14 protein-coding genes are annotated in these 16,912 nt (G+C 59.8%); 7 read left to right on the top strand and 7 right to left on the bottom strand.

Going from position 1 to position 16,912, the window contains the following annotated elements; all coding sequences use genetic code 11:
• Positions 1–23 precede the first annotated feature (23 nt).
• Entirely contained in the window at positions 24–1,718 is a 1,695-nt protein-coding gene (ade, locus tag O3W47_RS13285; RefSeq protein ID WP_269313928.1) for an adenine deaminase, read from the bottom strand.
• A gap of 278 nt (positions 1,719–1,996) precedes the next feature.
• Between ade and O3W47_RS13280 the strand changes: the two genes are divergently transcribed.
• On the top strand, positions 1,997–2,941 hold the full coding sequence (locus O3W47_RS13280) for an HD-GYP domain-containing protein (protein ID WP_269313927.1): 945 nt from the start codon (positions 1,997–1,999) through the stop codon (positions 2,939–2,941).
• On the opposite strand, the gene O3W47_RS13275 is transcribed toward O3W47_RS13280, so the two are convergent.
• Together O3W47_RS13275 and O3W47_RS13270 are read right to left on the bottom strand one after the other, a co-directional pair.
• Positions 2,938–3,450 (bottom strand): GNAT family N-acetyltransferase, encoded by a 513-nt coding sequence (locus tag O3W47_RS13275; protein WP_269313926.1) that lies wholly within the window; start codon positions 3,448–3,450, stop codon positions 2,938–2,940. The genes O3W47_RS13280 and O3W47_RS13275 overlap by 4 nt on opposite strands.
• Entirely contained in the window at positions 3,447–5,636 is a 2,190-nt protein-coding gene (locus O3W47_RS13270) for an anthranilate synthase (RefSeq protein WP_065655671.1), read from the bottom strand. Before O3W47_RS13270 ends, O3W47_RS13275 begins: the two co-directional genes overlap by 4 nt.
• A 282-nt stretch (positions 5,637–5,918) precedes the next feature.
• Here O3W47_RS13270 and O3W47_RS13265 point away from each other — a divergent pair, with 282 nt between their 5' ends.
• On the top strand, positions 5,919–6,842 hold the full coding sequence (locus O3W47_RS13265) for an extensin-like domain-containing protein (protein WP_269313925.1): 924 nt from the start codon (positions 5,919–5,921) through the stop codon (positions 6,840–6,842).
• 56 nt (positions 6,843–6,898) lie between these two features.
• Here the strand turns inward: O3W47_RS13265 and O3W47_RS13260 are convergent, their stop codons facing one another.
• Positions 6,899–9,139 carry a TonB-dependent hemoglobin/transferrin/lactoferrin family receptor gene (locus O3W47_RS13260; protein WP_269313924.1) on the bottom strand — a complete coding sequence of 747 codons (2,241 nt, stop codon included), beginning with the start codon at positions 9,137–9,139 and terminating at the stop codon, positions 6,899–6,901.
• Between the two features lie 358 nt (positions 9,140–9,497).
• Here O3W47_RS13260 and O3W47_RS13255 point away from each other — a divergent pair, with 358 nt between their 5' ends.
• Both O3W47_RS13255 and O3W47_RS13250 read left to right on the top strand, forming a co-directional pair.
• A complete protein-coding gene (locus O3W47_RS13255) occupies positions 9,498–10,019 on the top strand; it encodes a TIGR00645 family protein (RefSeq protein WP_003524933.1) in 522 nt (173 codons plus the stop codon).
• A gap of 100 nt (positions 10,020–10,119) precedes the next feature.
• Positions 10,120–10,836, top strand: a complete 717-nt coding sequence (locus tag O3W47_RS13250; RefSeq protein ID WP_080816165.1) for a helix-turn-helix transcriptional regulator — start codon at positions 10,120–10,122, stop codon at positions 10,834–10,836.
• 30 nt (positions 10,837–10,866) lie between these two features.
• On the opposite strand, the gene O3W47_RS13245 is transcribed toward O3W47_RS13250, so the two are convergent.
• The 3 genes from O3W47_RS13245 to O3W47_RS13235 all read right to left on the bottom strand — a co-directional run bounded on the left by O3W47_RS13245 (position 10,867) and on the right by O3W47_RS13235 (position 13,404).
• Complete coding sequence (locus tag O3W47_RS13245; RefSeq protein WP_269313923.1) at positions 10,867–12,018, bottom strand: DUF2333 family protein; 1,152 nt, start codon at positions 12,016–12,018, stop codon at positions 10,867–10,869.
• Between the two features lie 238 nt (positions 12,019–12,256).
• On the bottom strand, positions 12,257–12,709 hold the full coding sequence (locus O3W47_RS13240) for a pseudoazurin (RefSeq protein ID WP_080816172.1): 453 nt from the start codon (positions 12,707–12,709) through the stop codon (positions 12,257–12,259).
• Between the two features lie 113 nt (positions 12,710–12,822).
• A complete protein-coding gene (locus O3W47_RS13235) occupies positions 12,823–13,404 on the bottom strand; it encodes a thymidine kinase (protein ID WP_269313922.1) in 582 nt (193 codons plus the stop codon).
• A 386-nt stretch (positions 13,405–13,790) separates the two neighbouring features.
• On the opposite strand from O3W47_RS13235, the gene O3W47_RS13230 reads away from it, so the two are divergent.
• From O3W47_RS13230 to choV, 3 genes are all read left to right on the top strand, one after another.
• Positions 13,791–14,693 carry a choline ABC transporter substrate-binding protein gene (locus tag O3W47_RS13230; protein WP_400156389.1) on the top strand — a complete coding sequence of 301 codons (903 nt, stop codon included), beginning with the start codon at positions 13,791–13,793 and terminating at the stop codon, positions 14,691–14,693.
• A 285-nt stretch (positions 14,694–14,978) separates the two neighbouring features.
• Positions 14,979–15,830 carry a choline ABC transporter permease subunit gene (gene choW, locus O3W47_RS13225; RefSeq protein WP_269313921.1) on the top strand — a complete coding sequence of 284 codons (852 nt, stop codon included), beginning with the start codon at positions 14,979–14,981 and terminating at the stop codon, positions 15,828–15,830.
• Positions 15,827–16,873: a choline ABC transporter ATP-binding protein gene (gene choV / locus O3W47_RS13220; RefSeq protein WP_065655676.1), complete on the top strand. Its 1,047-nt coding sequence runs from the start codon at positions 15,827–15,829 to the stop codon at positions 16,871–16,873. The genes choW and choV overlap by 4 nt, the downstream gene beginning before the upstream one ends.
• The last annotated feature ends 39 nt before the right edge of the window (positions 16,874–16,912 follow it).

The following is a 16,912-nucleotide window of genomic DNA, read 5'->3' as shown; positions in this document are numbered from 1 at the left end:
TGCCTCCGGTCGGCAAGCCACCGTCAGATCAGCGCAAACCGGTCCACATCCACCATGCCCATATCGGAAATCTTCAGATGCGGGATGACGGGCAGGGGCAGAAAGGCGACCTGCAGGAAGGGTTCTTCGAGCGTCGTGCCGAGCGCATAGGCCGCTTTTCTAAGCGTGTGCAGCGTGTCTCGAACGGTCTCATAGGGTTCGAGGCTCATCAGTCCGGCGACGGGCAAAGCGATCTCGCCCGTCACCCTGCCGTCTTCCACCACCACGAAGCCGCCCTTGATTTCGCCGAGACGGTTGGCGGCCAGCGCCATGTCGTCTTCGCTCACGCCGACGACGCAGATATTGTGGCTGTCATGGCCGACGGTGGAGGCGATGGCGCCCTTTTTCAGGCCGAAGCCCTGAACGAAACCATTGGCATGGTTGGCGTTCTTGCCGTGGCGTTCGATGACGGCGACCTTGATGATGTCGTTCTCAAGATCGACGGTGGTCTGGTTGCCATCCGTCGGCAGCCTGTAGCGGCGATGCTCGGTAATGATCTTGCCGGGAAGCACGCCCATGACAGGGCTTTCGCCCTCCGTGACCGGCACGCCGAAATGCGAGGCGAGCACGGGTCTTGCCTTGACGCTGTCGAGGCCGACGGGTGCGACCGGTTTGCGCGTGGCGAAGAGGGCGTCGTTGACGATCCGGCCGCCGGAAAGCACCATGCTCGCCTTGCAATTCTGCAGGCTGTCGACGATCACGAGATCGGCGCGCCAGCCCGGTGCGACAAGGCCGCGGTCGCGCAGGCCGAAGGCTTTTGCGGCGGAAATGGAGGCGGCGCGGTAGATGGCGAGCGGTTCCACGCCGCTGGCGATCGCTGTGCGGATCATATAGTCGAGATGGCCCTGTTCGGCGATGTCGAGCGGGTTGCGATCATCCGTGCAGAGGGCCAGATAGGGCGACAGGCGTTCGGTGATGATTGGCATCAGGGCGTGCAGGTCCTTCGAGACCGAGCCCTCGCGCACCAGAATATGCATGCCCTTGCGGATTTTCTCCAGCGCCTCGGCAGCACTCGTGCATTCATGTTCGGTGCGGATGCCGGCGGCGAGATAGCCGTTCAGCGCCGTGCCGGAGAGAAGCGGTGCGTGCCCATCGATATGCTGGCCCTGAAAGGCCTCGAGCTTCGCCATGCACACCGGATCCTTGTGGATGACGCCCGGAAAATTCATGAATTCGGCAAGCCCGATGACCTTTGGATGATCGCGAAACGGCAGCAGCTTTTCGATGGGCAGATCGGCGCCGGCGGTTTCCAGATGGGTGGCGGGCACGCAGGAGGAGAGCTGCACGCGGATATCCATGATGGTTTCCATGGCGCTGTCGAGGAAGAACTGAAGCCCATCTACGCCGAGAACATTGGCGATCTCGTGCGGGTCGCAAATGGCGGTGGTAACGCCATAGGGCAAAACACAGCGGTCGAATTCGTGCGGTGTCACCAGCGACGATTCGATATGGAGATGCGTATCGATGAAACCCGGAACGACGATCTTTCCGGAAATGTCGATTTCCTGTCGCCCCTTGTAGTTTTCGCAGGTGCCGACGATGGTGTCGCCACAGATGGCGATATCCGAGGCGACGAGTTCTCCGGTGACGAGGTCGAAGAAGCGTCCGCCCTTGAGAACCATGTCCGCCGGTTCACGGCCCGTACCCTGATCGATGCGCGTTTCAAGTCTGGAATTCATGCGGGTTTCTTCGGCTCCTGATTTACGTCGTATGCGAGAATTTTCACTATTTACATTCTGTGGTTGTTTCTTGGTCTATTCGGATTGATTCTTTGAGTTTTAAATATATCCAGAGTAAAAAATTTTCATATTTGTGTTATCTAATCTTCCGAGGTGCAAGTTTAGGCAGGGTTGGGAAGACTTGACTTCACCTTTATAGCTTAGCCGGTTGCGCGTCGGCATTTTTACGAATTACGGTTTCAGGTTATCATTCCCGGGAAGGAAAATAAAAGCATCTGATGCTCAAACGAATTTCCACCCAGCAACTGACGATTGGCATGTTTATCGAAGCGGTCGAAGGAACGCTTTCGAACCAGGGATTTTTAAAGCGGCACCGCTTTCTTTTGCGGCACGAGGAATTAATGCGTCAATTGAAATCAAGCGGCGCCGAAAGCATCGTCATCAACACGGCCAGGGGATACGATACCGAAGGCAGCGCGCGTTCCGTGGCGGTTTCGTCGCAACCGGGCAATTGCCCGGAAACCGTCGCTGCGGTTACCCACGCCGTACGCTCGGCCGCCGATGCGATTGCCGAGACCTTTGCTTCCGCAGAAGCCGGCGGTGGTGTTTCGCTGAAGGGCATGGCTGCGACGGCGGGCAAGATTTCCGATGCCGTACAGTCGAACCCGGCGATTTTCATCGGCGTCACCCGCCTGAAATCGAAAGATGAAACGACCTTCGTGCACTCGGTCTCCGTCAGCGGGCTGATGATCCTCTTCGGCAATTATCTCGGGCTCGACAGGGGAACGGTCAATCTGCTCGGCATCAGCGGGTTGCTGCATGATATCGGCAAGGTGGAAATCCCTTCATCGATCCTCAACAAGGCGGAAGGGTTGAGCGCCAGCGAGCGGGAAATCATTAATCTCCATCCCGCATTCGGCCGGGATATATTGTCGCGCAATGTGCAGATGCCGGAGATGGTGCTCGATGTCTGCTTCAATCATCATGAGCGGATGGATGGCGGCGGTTATCCGAGCGGCCGTGCGGGCAGCCAGATCAGCCTCTATGCGCGTATCGCGGCGATTTGCGACGTCTATGACGCCGTCACCTCGGTCAGGCCCTACAAGAAGCCGTGGACGGCGAATGACGCGCTGACCTGGATGCTGCGGCGGGAAGGGCATTTCGACACGCAGCTGCTGAAGAAATTCGCGCTGTGCATTTCCGCCTCGCTGCCGAGGGGTTAGTTGCCGAAGATGATCGCCATGTTCAGGCTGTCGATGTAACGCCCGTCGATCAGAACGGTGTCACGGCCCCGGCCTTCATGCACAAAGCCGATCTTTTCATAAAGCGCGATTGCCCGGGCATTGTCCGCATGCACGCTCAGTTCCACACGGTGCAGCCCGCATTGACGCGCGGCATCGAGCGTCTGCCGCATCAGCTGTCCACCCAGCCCTTTGTCGCGATAGGCCGGCAGGATGCCCATGCCGAGCGTGCCGCGATGGGCATGGGTGGGTCTGCTCTCGCGGCGAATATCGCACCAGCCGACCACCTTGCCATCCGCAATCGCCACGAATTGCGGATGGTCGTTTTCGATCATGTCGAGAACGAAGGCGCGGACCGAATCGAGCGGCGGTGCCTCCAGGAAGCTCAGATATTTCCGCTCGCGCGACACCGCATCGAGAGCACGGTGAAAGCTTTCAACGTGCTCCGCCCGGATGGGTTCGATGCTGATGGCGTCGGCAGCAGCCATCATGCGGCCTTCGTCTTCGCCTTGCGGGTCAGATGCACCACGACATTCTCGATCATCCGCATGCCGGCGTCCTGGCCGAGCGTCATGATCGATTCCGGGTGGAACTGAACGGCGGCCACCGGTTCCTTGGCGTGTTCGATGCCCATGATCGTGCCGTCCTCGCTTTCCGCCGTGATGATGAAATCGCGCGGAAGAGTGGAGGGGTCGGCGAAGATCGAGTGGTAACGGCCGACGGTCACTTCCTTGCCGAGACCGGAGAAGACGAGACCCGGTTCCAGCACGCGGATGCGTGATGGCTTGCCGTGCATCGGCACCGCAAGCTGGCGAAGTTCGCCGCCATAGGCTTCCGCCAGTGCCTGAAGGCCGAGGCAGACGCCGAAGATCGGCAATTCGCGGGCGCGGGCGGCCTTGATCGTCGCCTTGCAGTCGAAATCCGTCGGGCTGCCCGGTCCGGGAGACAGCACGACGAGATCGGGCTGGAAGCGATCGAACACCTCTGCCGCAACCGGCGTTCTGACGGTGGAGACGGTCGCGCCCGTCTGGCGGAAATAATTCGCCAGCGTGTGCACGAAGCTGTCTTCGTGGTCGACGAGCAGGATCTTCACACCGGTGCCTACCTTGGCGGCGTCGCGCTTGGTGGAAGCGGCGTTGGTGGCTTTCGCATCGCGAATGGCGGCGATCATGGCGGATGCCTTCAGCTCGGTTTCGGCTTCTTCTTCCTGCGGATTGGAATCGTTAAGCAGCGTCGCACCCGCACGCACCTCGGCAATGCCGTCCTTGATGCGGATGGTGCGCAGCGTGAGCCCGGTATTCATGTCGCCGTTGAAACCGACCATGCCGATGGCGCCGCCATACCAGGCGCGCGGGCTCTTTTCATGGCCTTCGATGAAGCGCATGGCCCAGAGTTTCGGCGCACCGGTAACGGTAACGGCCCAGGCGTGGCTGAGGAAGCCGTCAAAGGCGTCCATATCGTCACGCAGGCGGCCTTCGATGTGGTCCACCGTGTGGATGAGGCGCGAATACATCTCGATCTGGCGGCGGCCGATGACCTTTACCGAGCCGGGCTCGCAGACGCGGCTCTTGTCGTTACGGTCCACATCCGAGCACATGGTGAGTTCGGATTCGTCCTTTTTCGAATTGAGCAGTTTCAGGATCTGCTCGCTGTCGGCAATCGGATCGTCGCCGCGCTTGATAGTGCCGGAAATCGGGCAGGTCTCGATGCGGCGGCCGGAGACGCGCACGAACATTTCCGGCGAAGCGCCGACCAGATATTCCTGATGGCCGAGATTGATGAAGAAGGAATAGGGCGAGGGATTGATCGCCTTCAGGCGGCGCGAAATCGCCGACGGATTGCTCTCGCAACGCTCCATGAATTTCTGGCCGGGAACGACCTCGAACAGATCGCCGCGGCGGAAGCTTTCCTTGGCCTTGACCACCAGTTCGGAATATTCGCCGGGACGGTGATCGCCCTTGGGCGGGATCGTATCCGTGGTCTTGAAGGGATCGGGCGTAATGTCGGAGGACTTGCCGTCCGTCGTCACGCCGCCCTTTTCGAAATCGTAGCGGTCGATCCAGGCCTTGGCGGAATAGTGGTCAACGACGAGAATTTCGTCCGGCAGGAACAGCACCATGTCGCGCTGGTCTTCCGGGCGCGCCAGCGACAGCTTGATGGCGTCGAACTGGAAGGCGAGATCGTAACCGAAGGCGCCGAACAGGCCGATGGCCGAATCCGCATTCGAATAAAAGAGGTCGACGATGGCGCGCAACGCCGTGAAGACGGTCGGGATTTTCGAGCGTTCTTCTTCGGTAAAGACGCGGTCCGGCTCGTTGACGGTGAGATCGAGACGGCGCGTGGTGGAAGCGCCAAGCGTGAGATCGGGCGTCGCCTTCAGCTTCTCGGTGATGAAAGAAAGCAGCACTTCGCCGCGACCATTATAGGCCTCGATCCACATTTTGCGGCCGAAACAGGAAATGCCGAGCGGCGGATCGACGATGGCCGTATCCCAGCGGGTGTAACGGCCCGGATATTCGTAGTTGGACGAAAAAACCGCGCCGCGATGGGAATCGAGCTTTTCGATATAATTATCGATGGCGCTGGCGTAATCGGCGGGCCGACGCTTTCGGCTGACCTTGATGCCGCCTTTCGTCTCGTAGGTTTCCGCTCCGTCATCCTGAATGATCGTTACCATTTCTCTCATACTTCCCGTTGTTCAGGCCCGATGACAGGCGGCATAATAACAAAAAAGCCGCCTGAAAATTCGGGCGGCTTGGACTTTGTCTGAAGACATGACTGGTCAAGGCCGCGAAAAGCTGCCCCACCACCAGTTAGCAATGTTGTTAGACACGATGTTCATGAAAAAATTGTTAGCGCGCACGATCCGCCTTGGCAAGCGGATTTCGGTGAGGGAATGAACCTTACGCGCCGTCGCGGCGTTGCACCCCTGCCGAAACGGTCAGGAGAGCCCCGAAAAATGCTTCATCGCCTGTGTCTTCTGGTAACAAGCCTCGCACTGATTTCCGCCTCTGAACCGCCGGCGCAGGTGCCGGTGCCGCAACCGAAACCGGGCGCTGGGCAATCCGCCACCCCCTCGGAAAAGCCATCCGACGAGCCGCCGCAAAACCCCACGGAAGCGCCGAAACCGGCCCCGAAACCGCAGGTTTTGGAAGAGCGGAAACCGGATGATGGCAAGACGCCGGCAGACAAGGGGGCCGATGACAGCAAGACAGGCGTCGAAGGCAAGGCGGGTGAGGGCAAAGAGGAGGGCGAGCAACGGAAATCGGATGGTGACGCCGCAAAACCAGAGGAGAAGCCGCCCGAGCCGGTGAAACCGGAAGATCCGGCCGCGCTTCAGGCGTGCCTTGGCGCGTTGAAGGATATCGGCGCCGAGTTCAAGCAGCTTGGGCCGATCCGCGATGCGGAGCAGGGATGCGGCATTGAAGCGCCTGTCGAGCTTTCCATGGTTCTACCCGGCATCAAGCTGGAACCATCGGGCACAATGCGCTGCGAAACCGCGCTTGCGCTTTCCCGCTGGACAAAGGAGATGATGGTGCCGGCGGCGGCTCTGGCTATGCCGCAGAAAAAGGTGACGGCCATCGCCAATGCCTCGACCTATATCTGCCGCAACCGCAACAGCGCGGAAAACGGCAAGATTTCCGAACATGCCAAGGGCAATGCCGTCGATATTTCCACGATCGCCTTCGATAAGGGCGAGCCGCTGGTGATGAAGCCGCGGGGTGAGGACGGAACGCCGGAAGGCGCTTTCCAGCGCACGATTACGGCCGCCGCCTGCCTGTTTTTCCGCACGGTTCTTTCCCCCGGCAGCGACGCCACCCATCAGGACCACCTGCATCTCGACGTGCTGGAGCGCAAGGGTGGCTATCTCTATTGCCGCTGAGAAAAAAAGGGCGACCCGAAGGCCGCCCCGACTGGAGATGATGTTTCTGCCCGGTTTTAGAATTTCTGGGTCAGAGAGATTTTGAAGGTGCGTCCGGCTTCCGTATAGAAGTCCACCGGCTGGTTGACGGTGCTGACGGAATTCGGGTTCACGTCGCGAACGCCGACGGCATTCCAGTATTTCCTGTCGAACAGGTTGTAGATGCCGGCCTGGATGCGCAGGCCCTTGGTCTGTTCCGGTTCCCACCAGCCGGTCAGGTTGAAGACGCCGTAGCCGGGGGCGTCGAAGGTGTTGGCCACCCTGTCGTCACGCATGCCGGAGGAGAAGACACCGGTAAATTCCGTGCCCCAGACGTCCTGCTCGTAGCCGATGCCGACAACGGACTTGAAGGGCGCGACCGTGCGAATGAATTCGTTGGTGTCGGTGTCTTTGCCATAGGCGTAAGCGAGCGAAGCATGGGCGAAGAAGCCGTTTGCGAGGTCCTTGCGGACTTTGGCTTCGACACCGGAGATTTCGACGTTGTTACGGTTGCGATAGGTGAAGAGCGATCCGTTGCCCCTGCCGCCGAAGCCGGGGAAGAGCGTCGTCGAGGTCGTGTACTGCTCGATGAAGTTCTTGTACTTGTTGTGGAACAGCGTCAGGCTTCCCGTGAGGTCGCCGGAGGCGTAGTTCGCGCCGATTTCGAAACCGTTGCTGGTCTCGGGGTTGAGGGACGAATTGCCGACCACCGCGTAACCGGAGCTGATGTTGGAGAAATTCAGGTACAGTTCGTTGATCGTCGGAGCGCGATAGGCCATCGACCATTGGGCGAAGAGCTGCAGTTCCGGTGTGACGTCATAGGTCGCGAGAAGCTTCGGCGAGAAGCGCGAGCCGCTGTTGCCGGTCGGCAGGCCGAAAGTTCTGTAGCCGCCATTGCTGGAAACCGAGCCGTCCGGGTCGTAGTCATAGGAATCGAAGCGCAGGCCGGGGGTCAGGCGGAAGCCGTTGCCGAAGGCGATCTCGTCATCGAGATAAAGACCGAGGCTCTTGCCGCTCACGTCAGGCATGTCGGACTGAGAAGAAGACGTCACGCCGGCCGTGTTGGCGTAAAGCTCCTGGCTGAAATCGGTCGTCATGGCGTTGCCGCCGAAACGGACCGTGTGCTGCACGCCGCCAAGCTCGAAGCCGGATTCCAGGCCGCCGACGATGCCGAATGCACTGTTGCGCATGCTGTCTTCGCGAATATAGAGCGAATTGTTGGTGAGGCGGTCACCCGCGCCGGATTCCTTGGAAAGACGCGTCCAGTAGAGCGAGAGATTGGCGGCGTCGATGAAGCCGTCGGTCGAGGGCGCTTCGTATTCGTAATCGAGCGATACGCGATCGCGCTCGGTATCCTCGTAGCCCCGGTAGTCGCCGATCCGGTAGGTCGAGCCCGAAACGCTGACGCCCTGCAGGGTCTTCATGTCGCTGCGGTTTCTCAGCGAATAACGCTCGGCCGTCAGCCCGATGCGGTGACCGCCTTCAAGATCCTGGCGGATCTTGAACATCAGGTTGCTTTCATAGGTGTCGGCGGGATTGGGCTTGGTGCGGCGCGTTCCGTAGACATCGGCCGTGCCCTTATTGTCCGTCTCGTTGCCGCGCTTGTAGGAGCCCTGGAACAGGACCGAGGTATTCTCGATCTTCTTGGCGACGGCGAGCGATCCGCCCACGCTTCTGTCTTCGCTGTCATAGGTGGTCTTGGCCACGCCGCCCCAGTCCCTGCCTTCGCCGATCAGGTCTTCCGGCTCGAGCGTGCGCAGCACCAGCGCGCCGCCGAGAGCACCGGAGCCGATACGGCTGGAATCTGCGCCACGCACCACATCGACCGTCGAGAGCGAGGAAAAATCGAAGCTCGAATTCGTATTGCTCAATGTGGTGGTGGCCTGACCCTGCCGGGCAAAGTTTTCGAAGAAGGGAACGGGAATATTGTCGATCAAGGTGACGACGCGTGCGCCGCCGAGGCCGCGAATGAACAGGCCGCCGGGCCGGCCGGGCTTGGCATCGACGTAATCGACGCCCGGCTCCGTGCTGTTGCCGAGGTCCTTGATGCTGCCGATGTCCTTCTTGCGGATATCTTCCGCCGTGGTCTGGCTCGCCAGCGGCGTGTCGGCGACGGCATTGGCGCTTTTGACGCGCTTGCCCTTGACGACGATCCTTTCAAGCGTGGTGGCGCCGTCCGCCTGCGACGCGGCATCCTGTGCCCGCGCGGGGCCGGCAAGCGGCAGAAGAGAGATGGCAGTGCACAGAAGCAGCGCGGAATGCGTGCGCGAAATGGACATTAAGTACCCCCAGGTAGGCGCGCGAATGGGCCACGGCGTGCGAAAGCACGCCGCGCTTGCCGCCGCGGCTGAAACTGTTTTGATTGTTACGGGCGAGCCGATAAGCGAGGACTAAAAAACATGATGATAACTGTCAACATATTATATATGACTTTTTGCATCATGTTTTAAAGCATAACAGTATGTTGCAAAAATATGACGCTTGTCCGCTCTCGAACCTCACGGGTGAATGGGGTGTGAAAACGCCACGGTACGGTGAAAGTCCCGACATTGCCGCTTGCTAGGATATTCGCAGCCAGTTTACATGGCGAAACAAACCATGCCCCAACAATAAACAGATTATTAATCGGATACGGAAATGAAGTCTCTTGAACTGCTCGTTGAGCGGATCATCCTCTCCAGCCGCTGGCTGCTCGTCGTTTTTTATCTCGGGCTCGTCGCGGCACTGGCGGTTTATGCGTTTTCCTTCGCGCTCAAGTTTCTGAAAGTTGCGAAGAACGTTTTCACCTACGACGAAGCGGACATGATCCTCGCCATGCTGGGTCTGATCGATGCGGCGCTGGTCGCCAGCCTGATCGTCATGGTGATGATTTCCGGTTACGAGAACTTCGTCAGCCGCTTCGACGATGCCGATGCCGAGGTTTCCTTTCTGGGCAAGCTCGATTCCGGCAGCCTGAAAATCAAGGTCGCGTCGTCGATCGTGGCGATCTCGTCAATCCACCTGCTGCAAATCTTCCTCAACGCCAGTCAGTATTCGGACAGCAAGCTGATGTGGTTCACCATCATCCATCTGGCTTTTGTCGTCTCGGCGGTCATGCTCGGTTTTCTGGAAAAACTGATGGCCAAGCCGAAAGACAAATCCGAAAAGCCGGTGCTTTGATCAGGATGGTCCAGCCGATATGAAGGTCGCAACCCCGTTCTGGCCACGCCGCATGTTTCTCGCTCCGGGCGCTGCGTCCCGGCGTGTCGAGGGTGTGTGAATGGTGAAGACGGAACGTCAGGCCAGACTTTGCGACGATCTGTCGGCTGCGGCCGACAAATCCCAATGGCTGGAGGCGCTGCGGGAAGTGATGCGCGCCTTCGGTTATGCCTATGTGACCCTTTTGCGGTTACCCGGCGGCCAGAATGCCTATGCCTTGCCAACGGTTGTCGAAAGCAGCCTGCCCGTCTGGGTCGTGAATGCGATGACCAGGGACGGCGCACTTGGGGACTGTCCCGTCATCAAGCGTGGCGCGTCATCGATGATGCCGCAATATTGGTCGCTGCAGGATCCGGATATTGCCTGCGGACCGCTGGTGGATGCGGCGGATTCGCTGAGCAGCATGGGCATTACGTCCGGTCTGATGGTGCCGGTGCACGGCATGTACGGCAACCGGCATCTGATGAATTTCGCGGGCGATCGCGATATTCTGCCGCAAGCCGCGCTCAACGAACTGAGCATGATCGTGCTGCATGCGCTGGAGGTTTATGACCGGCTTTGCCGCACCAACTCAAAAGGTCCGTCGCCGCTGACGAAGCGGGAACTAGACGTTGTGCGCTGGACGGCGCAGGGAAAGACCTCCGTGGAGATCGCCGAGCTTCTGTCCATCTCGGAACACACCGTCAATGCCTATATGAACAACGCCATCCGCAAGCTCGACTGCGTCAACCGCACCCAGCTGGTGGCCAAGACGATACGCCTTGGCCTGATAGACTGATCGACCCTGTCGTTCCCGGCAGGCCTCGCCTTACCGGTCGAGAACCGAGCGAAGCTCGACGAGATTAGAGCGAACCCGCAAAACGTAAAATCCCATGGTGGCGAGGTGCGAGGGCATGATCCAGCCGCTTTCCTCACCATTGGAAATGATTGCCGGCTGAATGCGCAGGGCTGCGCGGGTCTGCAACAGCGTGTCGTTCCACAGGTTGGTCAGGTTACGCTCGCGGATGACCTGCGCGAAGTCCGATCCGGCGGCGGAAAGCACGCCGTAATAGCCGTAGAGCTGGCCATAGGCGAACCAGAAGCGGTCGTCGGCGCGCGTATCGAACCAGCCGCCATTATAGTTTTCCGAACGCTCGCGCAGAATTGCAGACGTGGAGCCGATATCGCCGGCGATACGGTCGATGAACTGGATGAGGTTGTCGGCGCGTGTATCGAAGACGGCCTTGCAGGCGGCGAGCTCGCCGTTGAAGGCCTGGAAGCTGCGGATGGCGGCGCGGTAATAGCTGGGGGTCGGGGTCTTCGGGCCGAAGGGTTCGAGACCGAAATACCAGGAATATTCGCTGAACTGCATGTTCCCGCGTGCTTCCTGGAGATTGTTGTTGATGCCGGAGGTTCCGCGCACGCGGCCGAGCGTATCCACCAGTTCCACCGAGGTGCGGCGCACGGCCTGGTTTACGCCACGCTGGAAAGACGCCTTGTTGTCCAGAAACGGCGTGCTGTCCCAGTCCATGCCGAAAAGGCCGAGACGGTAGAGCAGCATGGAGGAAATCCATGCGTTCTGGTTGACGTTGAAATCGGTGAGATCGGCGGCTGCGTCGACGATGGCCGAACGCTGGCAGACCGGTGCGGACGTGTTTGCGGCGGCGCCGGTTGCGCCACCCGCCGGGGCGGCGGCGGGCAATTCCTGCCCGGCAGGCACGGTGCGCTCTTCAAGCTTGTAGCGAGCGACGTAATCCGGGTCGAAATTCGTCCAGACCTGGGTTTGCCAGATGAAATATCCGTAGAAGCCGGCAAGAAAAATGACGATGAGGGCGATCGGGCCCTTGATGAGCCAGTTGCGGCCGCTGTACCAGCCATGGGCGGCCATGAAGGGCCACAAAAGCCAGGCGACGAGAAGACCGGCGGCCCTGCCGATGGCGCTGAAGGCTGCCTGAATCAAAGCGGTGATCCGGTCGATCATGTCGTCATAGTCTCCTCTGCCCGTGGGGCTGGACGCCGGAAGAAAAACACGCGGCCCGCCCGCGCCCTTCGGCGCTTCGTATAAACCGCGGTCATTTACTGTCTTCCAGATATGTCCCGGTCAACCGGGATACAACATGATTGCGAAACTTTTCTCAACCTGCGGTCCGCGCCGGCCATTATGGCTTTCCACACCGATTGTAGAGTAACAGCCGCCGCGGAACCGAAGGGATATGTCCTCAAAGGCCGAGCTTGGCGATCTCGTCATTCAGCCGGTCGCGCGCCTTTTTCGGCAGTTTGCCGTTCTTGACGGCGTCGAGATTGGCCGGCGCGGCATCGCCGACCACAACGAGCGCGATCATGCCCATGCCGAGATGCGGTGTGCATTTGACGACGTAGGCGCCTTCCTTCTCGACCGTCAACTTCACCGTCTCGTTCATCTTGCCCTTGAAGTCTGCGACACCCTCGGGGATCATGTCCTTCACGGCTGCCGCATCATGGCCCTTGTCGACCGGGACGAAGGTGATGACGTCGCCGACGGCGGCCTTGACGGTTGCGGGCTCGAAGACCATCGCCTGACCGTCGCTGCCCTTGTTGAGCATCTTCACTTCGATTTCGGCGGCAAGGGCGGGAAAGGCGAAAAGACCTGCGAGAATGGCGAGGCCGGCGAATTTGGCAGTTTTGTTCTGCATAGTTTTGCTCCTGAGAGAAAGCACATCCACGCGAATGTGTCGCCGTCGTCTTAGCCCAGGAGCGGGGGAGCCATCTTTGCGGAAAATCAAATGCGGCAACCGGACGCAGACGTTCACTCGCCCTTGAACGTCTCCACCCAGTGGCGGCGGCAGAAGGAAACATATTTCTCGTTGCCGCCAACATCGATCTGCGCGCCTTCCGTCACGACCTTTCCTTCATTGTCGAAGCGGGCCACCATCGTCGCCTTGCGGCCGCAATGGCAGATGGTGCGGATTTCGCGAAGCTCATCGGCAATGGCGAGCAGTTCTTTCGAGGCGGGGAAGAGCTTTCCCTGAAAATCCGTGCGCAGGCCATAGGTCATGACCGGGATGTTCAGCCTGTCGACAATGTCGGCAAGCTGCCAGACATGGTGTTCGGAGAGAAAGTTGGCTTCATCAACGAAAACGCAGGCGACGGGCGCTTCAGCGTGGAGGGCCGCTACCTCGGCGAACAGGTCGGTATTGTCATCGAAGGTCAGGGCGTCGGAGGACAGGCCGATGCGCGAGGCAACACGTCCGACGCCGGCCCGGTCGTCAAAGGCGGCCGTGAAGATCAGTGTGCGCATGCCGCGCTCCTGATAATTGTAGGATGCCTGCAGCAGCATGGTCGATTTGCCGGCATTCATCGTCGAATAATTGAAATAGAGTTTTGCCATTATCCACTCCCGGAGCACCGTTGCATCATTCCGACGTGCGTTGGAATGCTCCAACCTCTTCAATCGGCACACCGTGCCTCACAAACCTGTCCCGGTTTTCCAGCCGATGCTGCATCCATCGTCTTTTGACGGCGAAGACGCGGATTGAAAAGTATGGCCGTTGGAAAAACACAGATTTCTACGGTCTGCCCTTTTTCGACATTGCACCGCTGAATACCGACATTTTCACCATTTTGTCGCAAACGGTGCGCCAAAGCACGCAAATGCACGCGAGTTGATTGTGTCCGGCAGATATTGATAATGGCAAGGGAACGAAAAAACAGGGAGCAAGCCATATGTTTGCAAATAGAAGCCGCTGTCTGGCCCTGGCCGCAGCAATCTCCTCCATGACGTTCAGTGCGGCCGGCGCTGCGGAACCGGCAAGCTGTGGCACAGTGCGCTTTTCCGATGTGGGCTGGACCGACATCACCGCCACGACGGCGACCGCCACCGTGCTTCTGAAAAGCCTTGGCTATGAAACCGACGTCAAGCTTCTCTCCGTACCCGTTACCTACACATCCCTGAAAAACAAGGACATCGACGTCTTCCTCGGCAACTGGATGCCGACCATGGAAGGCGATATCGCGCCTTATCGCGAAGACAAATCCGTGGAGACGCTGCGGGAAAACCTGACCGGCGCGAAATACACGCTGGCGACCAACGCCAAGGGCGCCGAACTCGGCATCAAGGATTTCAAGGACATCGCCGCCCACAGCGCCGATCTCGGCGGCAAGATCTATGGCATCGAGCCGGGCAATGACGGCAACCGCCTGATTCTCGACATGGTGGCCAAGGACAGTTTCGGTCTGAAGTCATTCGAGGTGGTCGAGTCGTCCGAACAGGGCATGCTCTCCCAGGTGGCGCGCGCCGAAAAATCCGGCGAGCCCATCGTCTTCCTCGGCTGGGAACCGCATCCCATGAATGCGAATTTCAAGCTGACCTATCTGACCGGCGGCGACGAGGTCTTCGGCCCCAATCTCGGCGGCGCGACGATCCATACCAATGTCCGCAAGGGTTACGTCGAGGAGTGCCCGAATGTCGGCGCCTTCCTCAAGAACCTGCAATTTTCCCTGCCCATGGAAAACGAGATCATGGGCAAGATCCTGAATGACGGCCTTGAGGGCGAGGCGGCTGCAACCGCCTGGCTGAAGGCCAACCCGGCGGCGATCGAGCCCTGGCTCGCCAACGTCAAGACCAAGGACGGCAGCGCTGACGCCCTGCCTGCCGCCAAGAAGGCTCTCGGCCTCTAAGCCGCAAGACGATGCATGACTGCATCCGGCCTGCGCGGCAGGCCGGATCAGCGGGAAATAACGATGCCCATGCATGACCTTGCCTGTGAATTTTCAGACATTGAAGGTCATGCGCCAGCACCGCGTCCGGCAGTTCCGCTGCCGGCCGTCATTTCTGCATTGGAGCAATCCCCGTGAAACGGGATGACGATGCTCTATTTCTTTGTTGTCTGCGCAATTCCGGACGCAAAACCGCTCTGCACTTTTGCCGGAATTGTTTTAGTTCACGAAAGGTCTTTTCTTACCGTGGAATGGCTCAGCGCTCCTGAAAACCGCCTGCCCGTCGGCCGATATGCCAAGGAGGCCATTGACTGGCTGACCGGCAATCTCGCTTTTTTCTTCGATTGGCTTTCCTTCATTTTCCAAAGCGTCATCAACGCCCTGCTTTATGTGCTGCAGGCGCCGCATCCGCTCATCATCGTGGCGATCCTGACGGCGCTTTCCGCCTGGACGCGCCGCTCCGTCGGCATGCCGGTCTTCACGGCGCTCGGCCTGCTGCTCATCATCAATCTGGGCTACTGGAAGGCGACGACGGAAACGCTGGCGCTCGTCATCGCCGCCAGCGCCGTATGCATGATCATCGGCATACCGCTCGGCATATTGGCGGCGCGGCGCAAATGGATCTATGCCGGCATGCGCCCGGTGCTGGACCTGATGCAGACCATCCCCACCTTCGTTTATCTCATCCCGGCGCTGGTGCTGTTCGGTCTCGGCATGGTTCCGGGGCTCATCGCCACCGTCATCTTCGCCATTCCGGCTCCCGTGCGGCTCACCCGTCTCGGCATCGTTTCGACGCCGCCGGCGCTGGTGGAGGCGGCCGTCGCGTTTGGCGCCACGCCTTCGCAAGCATTACGCAAGGTGGAGCTTCCCTTCGCCGCGCCTCAGATCATGGCCGGCCTTACCCAGACGATCATGCTGTCGCTGTCGATGGTGGTCATTTCCGCCCTCGTCGGCGCCAATGGTCTCGGCGTACCCGTGGTGCGCGCCCTGAACACCGTCAATATCGCCATGGGCTTCGAAGCGGGACTGTGCATCGTCATACTGGCGATCGTTCTCGACCGGCTTTTTCGCCTTCCCGGCGCGGAGGATGATCTATGAGTGACGCCATCATCTTCGGAAATGTCGATATCGTCTTCGGCGACCGGCCCGATGCGGCGCTGCCGCTGATCGACAAGGGCAGCACGCGTGACGAGATCAATGCCGAAACCGGACTGGTTCTCGGCGTCGCCAATGCCTCGCTCTCGGTCAGCGAGGGCGAGATACTCGTGCTCATGGGGCTTTCCGGCTCCGGCAAGTCGACCCTGCTCAGGGCTGTCAACGGGCTTGCGCCCGTGGTGCGCGGCAATGTCGGCGTGAAGACAAAAACCGGCTATGTCGATCCCTATCGCTCGACGGCGAAAGCGCTGCGCGATCTGCGCATGCACACGGTCTCCATGGTCTTCCAGCAATTCGGCCTTCTGCCCTGGCGCAATGTGGCCGACAATGTCGGCTTCGGGCTTGAGCTTTCCGGCGTGCCGGAAGCCGAGCGCAAGCGCATGGTGGCCGAGCAGCTGGAACTGGTCAATCTCTCCGCCTGGGCCGACCGCAAGGTGGGAGAGCTTTCCGGCGGCATGCAGCAGCGTGTGGGGCTGGCGAGGGCCTTTGCCACCGGAGCGCCGATCCTGTTGATGGACGAGCCGTTCTCGGCGCTCGACCCTCTCATCAGAAGCCGCCTGCAGGACGAGCTTCTGGAGTTCCAGAGCCGGCTGAAGAAAACTATCCTCTTCGTCAGCCACGATCTGGACGAGGCCTTCCGCATCGGCAACCGTATCGCCATGATGGAGGGCGGACGCATCATCCAGTGCGGAACGCCGCAGCAGATCGTCAAGCAGCCGGCCACGCCCTATGTCGCGGATTTCGTGCAGAACATGAACCCGATCTCCATGCTGACCGCCGCCGATGTGATGAAGCGTGGGGTGGACGAACGCAACGGCCAGATGACAGTCGCCGCCACCGCCCGTCCGTCATCGCCGCTGATCGATATTCTCGATGCGCTGTCAAAACATTCCGGCGCGATCGGCGTCGTCGACAATGGTGCGATCGTCGGCACGATTTCCGCCGATGAAGTCGTGGCGGGGCTGACACGTCACCGCAAAAAATAGTGATTCGCCTGTCTGAAAAAGAAAGGGCCTTCCATGGAG

Origin of the sequence: Agrobacterium sp. LMR679 (assembly GCF_027157905.1) — a bacterium.
In the GTDB taxonomy this organism is placed as follows: Bacteria; Pseudomonadota; Alphaproteobacteria; order Rhizobiales; family Rhizobiaceae; genus Agrobacterium; species Agrobacterium leguminum.
This window is presented reverse-complemented; position numbering and strand designations above follow the sequence as displayed.

Excerpts from the sequence above, each read along its gene's own strand:
- O3W47_RS13270 (WP_065655671.1), bottom strand. The coding sequence starts at position 5,636 with ATGGTAACGATCATTCAGGATGACGGAGCGGAAACCTACGAGACGAAA.
- O3W47_RS13230 (WP_400156389.1), top strand. The coding sequence starts at position 13,791 with ATGACGTTCAGTGCGGCCGGCGCTGCGGAACCGGCAAGCTGTGGCACA.
- O3W47_RS13255 (WP_003524933.1), top strand. The coding sequence starts at position 9,498 with ATGAAGTCTCTTGAACTGCTCGTTGAGCGGATCATCCTCTCCAGCCGC.
- O3W47_RS13260 (WP_269313924.1), bottom strand. The coding sequence starts at position 9,139 with ATGTCCATTTCGCGCACGCATTCCGCGCTGCTTCTGTGCACTGCCATC.
- O3W47_RS13240 (WP_080816172.1), bottom strand. The coding sequence starts at position 12,709 with ATGCAGAACAAAACTGCCAAATTCGCCGGCCTCGCCATTCTCGCAGGT.
- O3W47_RS13245 (WP_269313923.1), bottom strand. The coding sequence starts at position 12,018 with ATGATCGACCGGATCACCGCTTTGATTCAGGCAGCCTTCAGCGCCATC.
- O3W47_RS13250 (WP_080816165.1), top strand. The coding sequence starts at position 10,120 with ATGGTGAAGACGGAACGTCAGGCCAGACTTTGCGACGATCTGTCGGCT.
- O3W47_RS13280 (WP_269313927.1), top strand. The coding sequence starts at position 1,997 with ATGCTCAAACGAATTTCCACCCAGCAACTGACGATTGGCATGTTTATC.
- O3W47_RS13265 (WP_269313925.1), top strand. The coding sequence starts at position 5,919 with ATGCTTCATCGCCTGTGTCTTCTGGTAACAAGCCTCGCACTGATTTCC.
- choV (WP_065655676.1), top strand. The coding sequence starts at position 15,827 with ATGAGTGACGCCATCATCTTCGGAAATGTCGATATCGTCTTCGGCGAC.
- O3W47_RS13235 (WP_269313922.1), bottom strand. The coding sequence starts at position 13,404 with ATGGCAAAACTCTATTTCAATTATTCGACGATGAATGCCGGCAAATCG.
- O3W47_RS13275 (WP_269313926.1), bottom strand. The coding sequence starts at position 3,450 with ATGATGGCTGCTGCCGACGCCATCAGCATCGAACCCATCCGGGCGGAG.
- ade (WP_269313928.1), bottom strand. The coding sequence starts at position 1,718 with ATGAATTCCAGACTTGAAACGCGCATCGATCAGGGTACGGGCCGTGAA.